The sequence below is a fragment of the Roseimicrobium gellanilyticum genome (assembly GCF_003315205.1).
Lineage (GTDB): Bacteria > Verrucomicrobiota > Verrucomicrobiia > Verrucomicrobiales > Verrucomicrobiaceae > Roseimicrobium > Roseimicrobium gellanilyticum.
The window spans coordinates 636,595-649,030 of record NZ_QNRR01000003.1; the positions used below are offsets into that span (position 1 = coordinate 636,595).

Annotated in this window: 12 protein-coding genes; 9 read left to right on the forward strand and 3 right to left on the reverse strand. The window is 59.6% G+C overall.

Annotation, left to right across the window (positions count from 1 at the left end):
* Positions 1-23: 23 nt before the first annotated feature.
* Positions 24-824: a hypothetical protein gene (locus DES53_RS12415; protein ID WP_113958575.1), complete on the forward strand. Its 801-nt coding sequence runs from the start codon at positions 24-26 to the stop codon at positions 822-824.
* Positions 799-2,052, forward strand: coding sequence for a hypothetical protein (locus tag DES53_RS12420; RefSeq protein ID WP_147263374.1), 1,254 nt, complete (start codon positions 799-801; stop codon positions 2,050-2,052). Before DES53_RS12415 ends, DES53_RS12420 begins: the two co-directional genes overlap by 26 nt.
* Before the next feature lies 1 nt (position 2,053).
* On the opposite strand, the gene DES53_RS12425 is transcribed toward DES53_RS12420, so the two are convergent.
* The 3 genes from DES53_RS12425 to DES53_RS12435 all read right to left on the reverse strand — a co-directional run bounded on the left by DES53_RS12425 (position 2,054) and on the right by DES53_RS12435 (position 5,940).
* On the reverse strand, positions 2,054-2,464 hold the full coding sequence (locus DES53_RS12425) for a thiol-disulfide oxidoreductase DCC family protein (protein ID WP_245958155.1): 411 nt from the start codon (positions 2,462-2,464) through the stop codon (positions 2,054-2,056).
* A 125-nt stretch (positions 2,465-2,589) separates the two neighbouring features.
* Positions 2,590-5,358 (reverse strand): [protein-PII] uridylyltransferase, encoded by a 2,769-nt coding sequence (gene glnD, locus DES53_RS12430; RefSeq protein ID WP_113958577.1) that lies wholly within the window; start codon positions 5,356-5,358, stop codon positions 2,590-2,592.
* A 48-nt stretch (positions 5,359-5,406) separates the two neighbouring features.
* On the reverse strand, positions 5,407-5,940 hold the full coding sequence (locus tag DES53_RS12435) for an adenine phosphoribosyltransferase (protein ID WP_113958578.1): 534 nt from the start codon (positions 5,938-5,940) through the stop codon (positions 5,407-5,409).
* A gap of 139 nt (positions 5,941-6,079) precedes the next feature.
* On the opposite strand from DES53_RS12435, the gene ccsA reads away from it, so the two are divergent.
* The 7 genes from ccsA (at position 6,080) to DES53_RS12465 (ending at position 12,264) form a co-directional block, all read left to right on the forward strand.
* Positions 6,080-6,868: a cytochrome c biogenesis protein CcsA gene (gene ccsA / locus DES53_RS12440; protein ID WP_113958579.1), complete on the forward strand. Its 789-nt coding sequence runs from the start codon at positions 6,080-6,082 to the stop codon at positions 6,866-6,868.
* Between the two features lie 54 nt (positions 6,869-6,922).
* Positions 6,923-8,017: a glutamyl-tRNA reductase gene (gene hemA, locus DES53_RS12445; protein WP_113958580.1), complete on the forward strand. Its 1,095-nt coding sequence runs from the start codon at positions 6,923-6,925 to the stop codon at positions 8,015-8,017.
* Positions 8,014-8,961 (forward strand): hydroxymethylbilane synthase, encoded by a 948-nt coding sequence (gene hemC / locus DES53_RS12450; RefSeq protein ID WP_170157055.1) that lies wholly within the window; start codon positions 8,014-8,016, stop codon positions 8,959-8,961. The genes hemA and hemC overlap by 4 nt, the downstream gene beginning before the upstream one ends.
* A 29-nt stretch (positions 8,962-8,990) precedes the next feature.
* Positions 8,991-10,511, forward strand: a complete 1,521-nt coding sequence (cobA, locus tag DES53_RS12455) for a uroporphyrinogen-III C-methyltransferase (RefSeq protein WP_170157056.1) — start codon at positions 8,991-8,993, stop codon at positions 10,509-10,511.
* A gap of 173 nt (positions 10,512-10,684) precedes the next feature.
* Complete coding sequence (locus DES53_RS12460) at positions 10,685-11,515, forward strand: DUF899 domain-containing protein (RefSeq protein WP_113958581.1); 831 nt, start codon at positions 10,685-10,687, stop codon at positions 11,513-11,515.
* Positions 11,516-11,582: 67 nt separating this feature from the next.
* Positions 11,583-11,756 (forward strand): hypothetical protein, encoded by a 174-nt coding sequence (locus tag DES53_RS32955; protein ID WP_170157057.1) that lies wholly within the window; start codon positions 11,583-11,585, stop codon positions 11,754-11,756.
* Positions 11,757-11,886: 130 nt separating this feature from the next.
* Positions 11,887-12,264, forward strand: a complete 378-nt coding sequence (locus DES53_RS12465; protein WP_113958582.1) for a DUF1428 domain-containing protein — start codon at positions 11,887-11,889, stop codon at positions 12,262-12,264.
* The last annotated feature ends 172 nt before the right edge of the window (positions 12,265-12,436 follow it).

The window sequence follows — 12,436 nt, forward strand, 5'->3', positions numbered from 1 at the left end:
GCAGGCGGCGTATATCTGCCGCCATGCTGCGACTCCTCTGCTTCCTCGCCTGCGGCTTCGGTCTGAGAGCTGGCGCTGCTCCTGACCACACGACAACACCCATGCGTCCCCTGCCCAAGGCAGTCACCGGGACGCTTCCTGAAGGACCAGCCTACTACGTCGACCCCTCCAAGGGCGACGATACACAACCCGGAACCAGGGAAAAACCGTGGAAGTCACTCAAGCATGGGACCCGCCAGCTGAAGGCCGGCGAGACGCTCGTGCTTCGCGCGGGCACTTACTATGAAAGGGTGTCCCTCACTCGCTCAGGCACGGAGGAGAAGCCCATCACCATCACTTCGCATCCAGGAGAGCTGGCAGTGATCGACGGTGGTTTGCGCGAATTCCTTGAGGAACCAGCGAAGAGCTGGGAACCATTCGCAGGTGGAGCGGAAGGCGAGTATGTCTCCACGAAGTCGTATCTTCATCTCGACGACCGCAAACCGCCGCGTCAGTTCCTGCCAGCCTCGTGGGAGCCCATGTGGGGCATCGAGGATGAGCGGCCGCTGGTCCTGGGAAACTTCGCGGGCTCCATGGTGCCGCTGCACGGATATCGCACCGTCGCAGACCTCCGCGCCACCAATGAGCTGTGGAAGGGCGACAAAAAGGACATGCGTGACGACGGTCTCTACTGCGGTCCCGGGATGTGGTTCAATCGCGAGACCGGTCGCATCCACATCCGGCTGGCGCACCATCAACTGGAAGGCCTGGGGGACCGTGCCTATCGCGGCGAGACCGATCCACGCAAAACTGCCTCTCGTGATCGCAGTCGGATTTGGCGATGACGTGTGGCGGATGTCCGGCCTCAAGCATGTACACGTGAAGAACCTCGTCTTCCGTGGCGCCACAGGCAGCCCCATGCTCCACGTGTACGGCTGTGAGCAGATCATACTCGATCATCTCACCGTGTATGGCGGCTTTCCCGGGCTGTTGCTCAATGCCTCAAAGGACATCCGCATGACCCACTCCGCTTTTCGAGGACTGGCAGCACCCTGGACTTCGCGTGCTCACATGAAATATCGCGGCACGGCATCCTATCAAATCGTGCTACAGGACAATCAGCCGGTGAATGAGAACATCGAGTTCGCGTGGTGCGAGTTCACCGATGATCACGACTGTGCCTTCCTGCGCTTCGCGAAGGGCCTCCAGTTCCACCACAACTTTGTGGACAACTTCAATGATGATGGATTGGAGTGTGGGCCCAAATTGCGTGACCACACGCTCTTCATCTACCAGAACCGCATCGGCGCGTGCCTGGGAACCTTTCAGCAGCACGAGATGAACAAGGATGAATCACCGCTGGATCATGATGCAAAGACCGGGGTCTTTATCTACCGCAATGTGATCGACTCCCGGAAGGGAGTGTACTATCACGTACCATCTGAGCCGGATCCCAGCGGTGATTTTCTTCATCACGAAGGCGCGCTCGTAGGCGACCACGGTGGTCCCATCTGGCCCGTGATGCATGTGTATCACAACACCATCCTGCGCAGAGGGCCGGTATTCCGGGACTATTTCCTCTTCGGGCTGGGTGCTCAGGGGCTGAATCACACCGAGCGGGAGGTGTACAACAACATCTTCGTGCAATGGGACAAGGTTCCCGGCACGGGATTCGCCGGCATCAAGGAAGCAGGCCAGCTCCGCGAGGCGGGAAACATCCTGTGGGGCGTGAAGGATGGTCCGACACAGACTCAGGCAGCTTTCAGTAAATTCCGCAGCTCACCCATGTTTGTATCCAGTCAGAAGCGGTACGAGCCGGGATGGACCACTCATGACCGGGTGGTGGATCCGGGGCTCACGCGAGTACCGAACAAGGCCTCCGACGTGGTGGATGCCACCTTGCGCACCACCAGTGCCGCCATCGACAGTGGCTACGGCATTCCCGCCGAATGGCCGGATTCGTTGCGAGCGTGGGAGCGTGAGAAGCCAGATGTGGGAGCATTGCCGTTGGAAGTCCAGCCTTGGGGTGTCGGCGTGGACGAACGAATCCCGCTCTTTGGCGAAGCTCCATGAATCAGCCTTGATCCAAAAAACGCGCCCGCAACTCCGGCGTGGGGATCATGCAGGTGTCCTTTTTGCCAAACCACCGATACCGGTTCCTTGCGATGAGCTTGTAGATGGGATCACGCACAAACCGCGGCAGAACAATCGCTCCGTAAAACAGAGGCCACGCACCACCCAGGTGACGAGCCACACGCAAAGCGGCTGTGCTTTCACTGTACGCGCAATCGTTCTCCACCAGCACGAAGCTATCAAGCTGCGAGGGATTGAGTCCATGCTTCTGCATCAACTCCTGACCCACCGGTGACTGCAACGAGGCAAAGCGAAACACGCCACGAGGATCCCTCTCGATGATGAAACGCACCGCCCAGGCGCACAGATTGCAGACGCCGTCGAAAAGGATGATGGGCGGGGAAGAGTTCAAAGGAGCTTTTCAGGAATGGATACGCTCGAGTCACCGGTCTCAATTTATGATTTTTGATTGATGATTTTTGATTTGGTCAGAACGGCAGCCGAAATCATCAATCACAAATCAAAAATCATAAATGATCAGTTTCCGTTCGCGAATACAGCCTGCTCCAGCTTCTCCCTGAGCGCTTCAAGCAACACCTTGTCCGCGACCTTCTTGCCCGCCTTGTCCTGCACGTAGATGGAATCAAGCGCGACCCCCTTCTCCGTGTTGATGCGTGCGTGGCAGATATTCAGCCCGGCCTGGCCGATATGGCGAAATACGTCATAGAGCAGACCGATGCGGTCGAGCGCCTGGAGTTCAATCACGGTGTAGTCCGGGCTGATGAGATGATTGAAGTGCACTCGTTGTGGCACTTCAGCAGCCATCTCCTCGAGCCCCTTGAAGGGCTTGCGTACTTCAGCAATGGCCTTGCTGAAGTCGAAGGTGTGCGTCTCGAATGCCTCCTCGATGCTGGACTTGATGCGCGCCTTCGTGCGGTCGTTGCTGACCGGCGTGAAGTCCGTGCGGCATACACGGAAGATATCCAGCACCGTATCGTCCTGCCTCTGGTACAAGTCCGCCGCGAGAATGGTGATGCCTTGCGCGGCCAGTGCACCGGCCACGCGCGCCAGCAGCAGGTGACGGTCCCATGAGACGACGATGAGCTCGCTGCACCCCTGCTCGGGATGATCGATCCAGAAGAGTTCAGGCAGCAGGCTGTCGCCCGGCTTGCCTTTGACCAGCTTCTCAAAGAACTGCCGGTACACCTGGATGTGCTGCACGATGGTATCTGCGCTGCGGAAGTTGAAATAACTGCGCGGCATCTTCTCGAAGTGCGCGGCAATTTCCAGGTCATAGCTGGAATCGAGCTTGCGATGCACCTCGCCTTGCAGCTCCTTCAGCGGGGCACTGACGCTGCGCACGTAGTCGGACGGATCGTTCAGGTACCGGATGGTGCTGTGATACAGGTGGAGCAGCAGGCTTTCCTTCCACGAGTTCCAGCTCTTGTCGCTCGTGCCACGGGAGTCGGCATGCGTCATGACCAGCAGCGTATCGAGCTGCTGCTTGTTTCTCACGATGGCTGCGAACTCCGAAATGACCTTGGGATCATCCAGGTTCTTCGTCGTCGCGGTACGGTACAGCGTGAGGTGATGGTCGATGAGGAACATCAGCAGCCTGCGGCGAGCGCCCTTGATCGACAGGCGGCGGCAGACGCGGTCGGCCAGCAGGGCACTGGCATCTGAGTGGGTCTCGGTATTCTCCGCACGTCCGGAGTCATGCAAGATCAGCGCGAGATAAAGGATGAAGGGATCCTGCACCTCATGGAAGAGCTGCTGGAAGAACTCCATGCCCCGCTTCGGCGTGCCGGCGAGTTCATCGAGTTTGTCGATGGTTCGCAGCGTGTGCTCATCCGCCGGATAGCGGTGGAAGAATTCATGCTGCACCAGATTGGTCAGCGCTCCAAACTCCGGCAGGTAGCGCCCCAGGAAACCCACGCGATGCATCTGGCGGAGAACACGGGCCACGTCCCCCTTCTGGCTGAGGATGGCCTCGAAACTCTCACGCGCCGCCTTGTTGTAGCGGAAGACGCGATTGATGAGCGCCCAGTTCTTCTGCACGAGCTGGAAAAGCTCCGGGCTCAGCCTCAGGTGGCGCTGCTGTGTGTGCACAAAGAGGCGCATGAGCCGCGGTGGATCCTCCTTGAAAATGTCATCCTCCTGCGGGTGGATGCGCTCGTCCCGGCTGATGAAACCATCGAAGCGCTCCACAGGCTTTTCCGTACGGCGGAGAAGACGGGCCACCAGGCTGGGCTTCTCTTCCGCAAGCGCCTGGAGGTGGAAGCGATCCATCAGCTCATTGCCACGGTGCAGCAGGCAGCCGCTGTGGGTGTAGTACTCCCGCATGAAGTACTCAATCCGCTGCAGAATCTTCTTCTGCGGGTACTCCAGATTCGTCGCCACCACACCTTGAAGACGCAGCGTGAGAATGTCGCTCTCGCGTCCCTCGATGTAATGAAGCTCATTGCGGACCCGCAGGATGAAGTCGTAGGCACGCTCCATCTCGCGAACAGCATTCGCGGGGAAAATGCCCAGCTTCACCAGATCACGTAGATTCGTGGTGCGGTGCTTCGCGTAGGACATCCACAGGGCATTGTGATAATCGCGCAGGCCACCGCAGCCATTCTTCACATTGGGTTCCTGCACGGAGGGCGTGCCCTCGTACTTGGCGTGGCGCGCGAGCAGATCCTGCTGGCGGAGCAGGAGGAACTGCGTCTCCTTGCCGTCCATGCACTCCTTGTCATAGCGGCGCTTGAGCTCCTGGTACGGCTCCTCATTCCCCGCGACGAGGCGCGCCTCGATAAGGGCGGTCTTCACATCATTCTTCTCATTTGCCAGAGAGAGCGTGTCTCCCACGGTGCGGGTCGACTTATCCCCTACCGCCAGGCGGAGGTCGAACATGGTGGTGATGAAGGCCGTGATGAAGGGACCGAGCGCCGTCGGGACCTTGGTCCCGTTTCCACTGAGCAGGAAAAGCAGATCCACATCACTCTGCGGATTCATATGGCGGCGACCGTAGCCGCCGGTGGCCACCAGGCTGATCTTCAGGCTCCTGGCCTCCGCCGCATCTTCTCGCAGGAGGAGCTCGTTCCAGAGGTGCTTCAGCAGCACATCGATGAAGTCCGAGCGCATCTCACAGATCTCCACGCCGCCTCCTCCGGCCTTGTGCATCATGCGGATACGGGCTTCCTCAATCTTCCGGAAGCGCTTGAACGTGCGGAGAATTTCCGCGGGTGAGCGGGGTTTTCCGGTGGTATTGGCCAGCGCTTCTCGCGCACGGGTGGAGAGTTTCTTGACGAGCTGGGCCATGTACCGATTTGAGGAAGAAAGACGAGGGCGGCGTGTCAGCGGGACCCCTCAAAAGGTCACCACTGCCTGCACCGGCCCAAAGGGCTCCAACTTGCCACGACCGTGGAGAAAAGCCAGCTCGATGAAGAACACGGACCCCAGGACATTGGCCCCGGTCTGCTGGAGCAAGGTAAGCGCGGCTCCGGCAGTGCCACCGGTGGCCAGAAGATCATCTGCAAGCAGCACATTTTCATTCGGTTGCACCGCGTCTTCATGCATCTCCAGGCAGGCGGATCCATACTCCAGAGCATAGTCCACCCCCCGGGTGCGCCAGGGGAGCTTGCCCTTCTTCCGGGCAGGAACAAAACCACAGCCGAGGCGGGCGGCCAGCGGCGCGCCGAAGATGAAGCCTCGGGCATCGATGCCCACCACCTTGTCCACACGCTGGCCCTCCACCGCCTCCGCCATGGCGTCCAAGGCCAGATTCAGCAGTTTCCCATCTGCCAGCACAGGGGTGATGTCCTTAAAAAGGACGCCCGGCTGGGGAAAATCAGGGACATCACGGATGGCATCTCGCAGACGTTGAAGGGAAGAAGGTGACATGGGGCGCTATGGTGCATGAGCGAAGCGAGCCCGCAAGCACGTAAGCATTTGTGTGGAGTGGGCCTGCCCAATCCTCCCGGTAGAAAAAGCCGGGCGGACTGGCGGCCCGCCCCACCCTGTGCCAGATTGTCCGTCCCCCATGGAACCCGCCCGCCTCTATCTGCTCCTCTCCACGTTTTCCTTCGTGGCGGGGCTCGTGCATGCGATTGCGGCCATCCGGGCCGGAAAGTGGCAGGAGAACCGGTGGCATGTGATTCCCATGGCACTGGGGTTCCTCTTCCAGACCCTCTTCCTCTATGAGCGGGTGAAGGTGCATGGCCACTGTCCGCGGACGAACCTGCTGGAAATCTACGTCTTCATCGGCTGGTCCTTGGTACTGCTCTACTTCGCCGTGGGCACGGCCTACCGCCTGTCCCTGCTGGGCGTCTTCACCGCCCCGTTGCTGGCGGGACTGCAGACCCTGGTCCTCTTCTCCCCCATGCCGCCGCCCTCGGCCAAGGTGCTGGCGTCCAAGGTGAACCCCTGGCTGGAGATGCACGCCTCCCTGGCGCTGATGTCCTACGCGGCCTTTGCCCTCGCCTGTGTGACCGGGGTGATGTTCCTCATGCAGGACTTCCTGTTGAAGAGGCACCGCATTCACGCCCTCTTCCACCAACTGCCGCCCATCCAGAAACTGTCCCGGGCAGTGGTGCGCATGGTGGCGCTCGGCGTGGCACTGCTGAGTGTGGCCATGGTGTTCACGTTCAAGATTGTCGACCCCATCCCCGCCTCGAAGCTCTACGTGGGCTGGGGTATTCTGGCCTTTTACGCGGTGATCCTCCTGCTCATGTGGTTTCACACGCTTGGCTCGCGCCACACAGCCTGGCTGGCAGTCCTCGGATTTGCCGCGCCCGTGCTGTCCCTCTGGGTCGTAACCTCCCGCTCCTAGACCCGCCAGCCCCTCCTTCAGTCTCAGTCTCGCCCGCTCCGCCCACCCGACTCCATGCTTCTCTGCTTAGGCTTGAATCATCGCACAACTCCCATTGAGTTGCGCGAACGGCTGGCTTTTGCCGAGAGCAAGCAACCGGAGGCCGCCCTGCAAATTCAGGGACTCAAGGGCTTTGAGGAAAGCGTGGTGCTCTCCACCTGCAATCGCGTGGAGCTTTTTGCCTCGTGTGATGATGCCTATGGCGATGGCGCCCTCGATGTGCTCTTCGGCTACCTCGTGGACCACTTCCAGCTCACCCATGCCCAACGCGACGCGCTGAGCTGCTACCGACTCGCGCAGGCGGATGCGGCACGGCACCTCTTCCGCGTGGTGAGCGGCCTGGACTCCATGGTGCTGGGGGAGACGGAAATCTTCGGCCAGGTGAAGTCGGCCTACGACACGGCACTGAAAACCGGTACCACGGGCCGCATGCTGAACAAGCTGTTCCAGCGCGCCTTCAGCGTCGGCAAGCAGGTGCGCAATGAAACGAACATCCAGCGTGGCTCCACCTCCGTGGGCAGCGTGGCGGTGGATGTGGCGGCGAAGATTTTTGGCAGCCTCAAGGATTGCCGCGTGCTGCTCATTGGCGCCGGGGAGATGAGCCGCACCTGCGCCCAGAGCCTGCTCTCCCGCGGGGCGAAGAGCATCATCATCTCCAACCGCTCCCATGACCGCGCGGTGGAACTCGCCAAGGAAATGGGCGGCGAGGCCCTGCGCTTCGAAAGCTGGGAACGCGCGGTGCATGAAGTGGACATCATCATCAGCAGCACCAGCGCACCGCACTTCGTGGTGACCCCGGAACTGGTGGGGCCCACGATGCGTCGCCGCCACGGACGCCCCCTTTTCATCATCGACATCGCCGTGCCGCGCGACGTGGATCCTCGGGTCAATGATATTGAGGACGTGTACCTCTACGACATGGACGCGCTGAAGCTCATCGCGGACGAAGGTCGCCGTGACCGCGAGCGCGCTCTGGCGCAGTGCGAGGAAATCATCGAAGAGCAGTTGCGGAAGTTCGGCTATCACGAAGATTCGCCCCCCCTCCCGGTGACCGTCACCCGGCTGCCGGACCCGCCCCTGAATCTCGAAACCCCGCATCTGGAACCTTGAACGAAAAAGCGCTCATCCTCGGCACGCGTGGCAGTGAACTCGCCCTCTGCCAGGCAGACATGGTGACTGCCGCCCTGCAGCAGGCTCATCCCACGCTCAAGATTGAACGTCGCATCATTGCCACCTCCGGCGACAAGCGGCCGGATCTGCGCTTCAGCGAGTTCAACCAGGTGGCCCATGTCGACAAGGGCATCTTCATCAAGGAACTGGAGATGGCACTGGAGTCGGGTGAAATCGACTTTGCCGTGCACAGTCTCAAAGACGTGCCGAGTGATCTTGCGAAGGGATTTGCCATCGCCGCCGTGCTGCCGCGTGCAAATACCGAAGATGTGCTGCTGACTCGCGACGGCTACACCTTGGATACGCTTCCCGCCGGTGCCAAGATCGGCACCAGCAGTGTGCGACGCCAGCGCATGATCAAATGGCGCCGGCCGGACGTCGTCGCAGAAGAGATCCGCGGCAACGTGCCCACGCGCGTACGCAAGCTCTTCGCGCCCTCGCAACTCGATGGCATCCTGTTGGCACGCGCTGGCCTGGAGCGTCTGGGTCTGCTGAAGGGTGACGCCGTGCAACTCGATGGGCAGACCATCCCTGCGACCATTCTTGGCGGAGATGACTTCCTACCCGCCGCAGGACAAGGCGCGATCGGAATTGAGATTCGCGACGGTGATGAAACCACCCGCACAGTACTGCAGGCCATTAATGACTCGGTGACCTTTGCCAGCGTGCAGGCGGAACGTGAATTCCTGCGCCTTCTCGGCGCTGGATGCCAGACACCCGTGGGCGCACGCACTTCCGTGAGCGGCGAGAGTCTGCACATGCGCGTCCTTGTCTTCTCCGAAAAGAATGCGGAAGCCAAGCCGGTGGATCTGGAGGCGACAGGCTCCATGTCAGACCCTCTCGCACTGGCGACGGACCTCGCCGGCAAGGTACAGAAAGCTTAACTCAGACTTTTCATTTTCCCTTCATCATCATGGCTACCAAGAAATCGGCGAAACGCGGCATCTGCTACCTCGTAGGCGCGGGCCCGGGCGATCCCGGACTGCTCACCCTGCGAGGCAAGGAATGCATCGAGCTCGCGGATGTGGTGGTGTATGACTACCTGAGCAATGCTGATTTCCTCCGTTACGCGAAGCCGGATGCGGAGAAGATCTATGTGGGCAAGAAGTCCAAGGACCACACGCTCTCCCAGGAAGGCATCAACAAGCTCATCGTGGAGAAGGCGCGCGAAGGAAAAGTCGTCACACGCTTGAAGGGTGGCGACCCGGTGTTGTTCGGTCGCGGCGCGGAAGAGGCCCAGGAGCTCTCCGACGCGGGTGTGGCCTTTGAAATCGTTCCAGGCGTGACCTCGGCGATTGCAGGTCCTGCGTATGCAGGCATTCCCGTGACGCACCGCTCACATTGCTCCCAGCTCACCATTTTCACCGGCCACGAAGATCCTACCAAGCCGGAGAGCTCGCTCGACTATGCGAAGATTGCGCAGGCGGATGGCACCAAGGTGATGCTCATGGGCGTGGAACGCATCGCAGACATCGCCGCCAAGTTGATTGAGCACGGTGCAAAGCCTGCTACTCCAGTGGCACTCACGCGGTGGGCCACCACGGCCAGACAGCAGACCATCGAAGGCACGCTGGCGAATATCGGCCAGGTGATCGCCGACACAGGATTCAAGGCCCCTGCGGTGTGCGTCATCGGCAGTGTGGTGCTGGAGCGCGACAAGCTGAACTGGTTTGAGAATCGCCCCCTCTTCGGCAAGCGCATCGTGGTGACACGCACGCGCACGCAGGCTGGCGGCTTGAGCAAGCAGCTCGCGGATCTCGGCGCCAATGTCATCGAGATTCCCACCATCCGCATCGAAGATCCCGAAGACCGCAAAGGCTTCGCGCAGCTCGTGATGGATTCCCACACCTATGACTGGCTGGTCTTCACCAGTCCGAATGGTGTGGAAAAATTCTTCGACATTTTCTACAAGCTGTATGCAGACGCACGCAGCATCGGGGGCGTGAGGATTGCCGCCATCGGACCTGGCACCGCGGAGAAGATCAAGCAGTACCATCTGGCCGTGGATCTGCTGCCGGAGAAGTTCGTGGCGGAAGGACTGGTGAAAGCCTTCAAGGATCAAGAGGTCGAGAACCAGACCATCCTCTGGGTGAAGGCTGAACAGACTCGCGAAATCCTTGGCAATGAACTCACGGGCATGGGCGCCATTGTGGATGAAGCCATCGCTTATCGCACCGTTCCGGAGAATGCGAATCATGAGGCCATCGTGCGCTTCAAGGAAGAAGGTGCGGATGTCATCACCTTCACCAGCAGTTCCACCGTGGAGCATTTCCTGGAACTGGGACTGACACTGCCAGACGGCATCAAGATTGCCAGCATCGGCCCCATCACTTCGGAGACGCTCACCAAGCGCGGCCTGAAGATCGATATTGAAGCCGCGGAACATTCGATTCCCGGCCTCGTGCGCGCAATCCAGGATCATTATGCACAATAGGCGCAGCCTGGAAGCCATAAAGTGCATGTGAAAGCGCTTCAAAGCGTGCCCGAAAGGGGCACGCTGGCGCGATTCTGAAAAAAGTGAGTCCAGATGTCCTGGGCGCTCAGGCTGGTTCGTCATGCCTATGAACGACCGACTGAAACAAACCCTCACCTTTCAGAATCGCAGCCATGAATGCCCAGAACTACACGCTTCCAAAAATTGTCTCGCGTGATGAGTGGCTCGCCGCTCGCAAAGAACTGCTCGCCACGGAGAAGGCGCTGACGAAACAGCGTGACCAGGTGAACAAGGCCCGTCGCACCCTGCCGATGGTGCGAATCGACAAGGACTACACCTTTGAAGGTCCCAAAGGCAAGGTGAAGCTGGCCGACCTGTTCGAGGGCCGCCACCAGCTCATCGTGTATCACTTCATGTTTGAGCCCGGCCACCCACCTCCCGGAAAAACGGAGCCCTACACCGAAGGGTGCTCAGGCTGTTCCTTCATGGCGGACAACATCGGCCATCTCTCCCACTTCCACGCGCGTGACACCACGATCACCCTCATCTCACGTGCGGCGTACTCGAAGATCGCTCCCTTCAAGAAGCGCATGGAGTGGACTCTTCCGTGGTACTCCTCCTTCGGCAGTGACTTCAACTATGACTTCCACGTCACCATCGACCCCAAGGTGGCCCCGGTGGAATACAACTACCAGGACGAAGCCACGCTGAAGCGCAAGGAGGAGGTCTACCATCTGGAAGGTGAACAGCCCGGCGTGAGCGTGTTCCTCCGCGATGACGAAGGGCGCATCTTCCACACCTACTCCACCTTCGGCCGCGGCATGGATCCGCTGGTGGGCATCTATCAATTCCTCGACCTCACTCCGTATGGCCGCGGCGAAGGGTGGGACGGCATGCCGGATCTCGATGGCATCGGTTACTTCTGGACGAAGCACCACGACAAATACGGCGAAGAGGAAGAGACGAAGGAATCCTGCTGCGCCAGCCAAGCCACCAAGAGCTGAGTACACCTGGAAAAACCTCCGCCGGCTCTCATCGATAAAACCTCTCTCCCCCAACTCCGTGACGGCCATGAACCCCACAACACGATACACCCGCATCCTGGTGGGCTACCTCACCATCGGGTTGATCTTTGCCGCCGCTCTCTCAGGCGGCCAGCAAAGCAGACCTCCAACGACATGCCTGTTGCCGGCGTTTGCAAAATTCCCGGAACAAAACTGCCGGCTGTTGTCCTTCCGCAACTGATTCCTTCGTCATCATGACGAAGGCGCGGAAGACTCCCCATTTCATCCCCCAAAGCCCGGTCTAGAGACACCACGCTCGAAGCCCGCCCATTCAAACCAGAACGCGCAACCAAAGAAAAAGGAGAACCTATATGCCAAGCTACATTGATGGATTCGTCATTCCCGTGCCCACCGACAAGATCGATGAGTACATGAAAATCGCCAAGAAGGCCTCCAAGGTCTGGAAGGAACACGGTGCGCTCGAATACTGGGAGTGCGTGGGCGATGACCTGCAGATTGAAGGCATGCCCCCGAACGCCTCCTTTACGAAAATCACCAAAGCCAAACCGAATGAGACCGTGGTCTTTTCCTGGATTCGCTTCAAGTCGCGCAAACACCGTGACCAGGTAAATGCCAAGGTCATGGCGGACCCACGCCTGGCTCCCTTCATGCAGCCTGGCGTGATGCCCTTTGACATGAAGCGCATGACCTACGGTGGCTTCAAGTCCCTTGTGAGCGTCCAGGAGTAACCGCTTTCAAGCTTTTCAGCTCGTTCAAATACCACCATCTCACCATCGCGAAAACACAACTCATGAAAACGACCACGCTAGAGCATTTTCTATTTAATTTGTCGCATATTGAGGAGGATGGTAGAGTGTAGCTCATGAAGAGCTTCAGTCTGGATCTGCGCAAGCGACTGGT